Raw genomic sequence first — 687 nt, forward strand, 5'->3', positions numbered from 1 at the left:
ACTGGATTGCGCGCTCGCCCTTACTGCCCGGGGACGACCAATGAAAACGGTCTGCGATGTTCTCGGCGTGGCGCGCTCTGCTTTGGCAGTCAGAAAAGCCCGCTCTCCAGACTGGCAGGACGGCCGCCGCGCCCGACAGACCGACGACACGGAACTGGTCGCTGCAATCCACGAGCATGTGGCGGGCTTGCCGACTTATGGATACCGACGAGTCTGGGCATTGCTGCGACGTAGTCACGAATTGACCGGTGCGCCGTGCGTGAACGCCAAGCGGGTCTATCGCGTCATGCGTGACCATCAGTTGCTGCTCCGGCGCCCTGGCCAGCGACGCGATACCCGCCGACATGATGGACGCATTGCCGTTGACCAGAGTAACGTCCGCTGGTGCTCGGACGGCTTCGAGTTCCGTTGTGACGATGGCTCGCCGTTGCGCGTGACGTTCGCGCTGGACTGCCATGATCGGGAAGCTATTAGTTGGGCAGCGACTACTGGCGGCCATAGCGGCGACGTCGTGCGCGATGTGATGCTCGCAGCGGTCGAGCAACGCTTCGGCACGCCGCAGGCAGGCGCACCCATCGAATGGCTGTCGGACAACGGCTCTGCCTACATCGACCACCGTACGCGCAGCTTTGCCCGCGAGTTGGGTCTGGAACCGTTGACGACGCCTGTTCGTTCGCCGCAGAGTAA

General features: G+C 63.5%; 1 protein-coding gene. It reads left to right on the forward strand.

Annotation, left to right across the window (positions count from 1 at the left end; all coding sequences use genetic code 11):
* Positions 1-687, forward strand: a 687-nt coding sequence (locus QCE79_RS33315; RefSeq protein ID WP_309851741.1) for a DDE-type integrase/transposase/recombinase, incomplete at both ends; no start/stop codon positions are given.

The sequence above is a fragment of the Caballeronia sp. LZ003 genome (assembly GCF_031451465.1).
Taxonomy (GTDB): Bacteria; Pseudomonadota; Gammaproteobacteria; order Burkholderiales; family Burkholderiaceae; genus Caballeronia.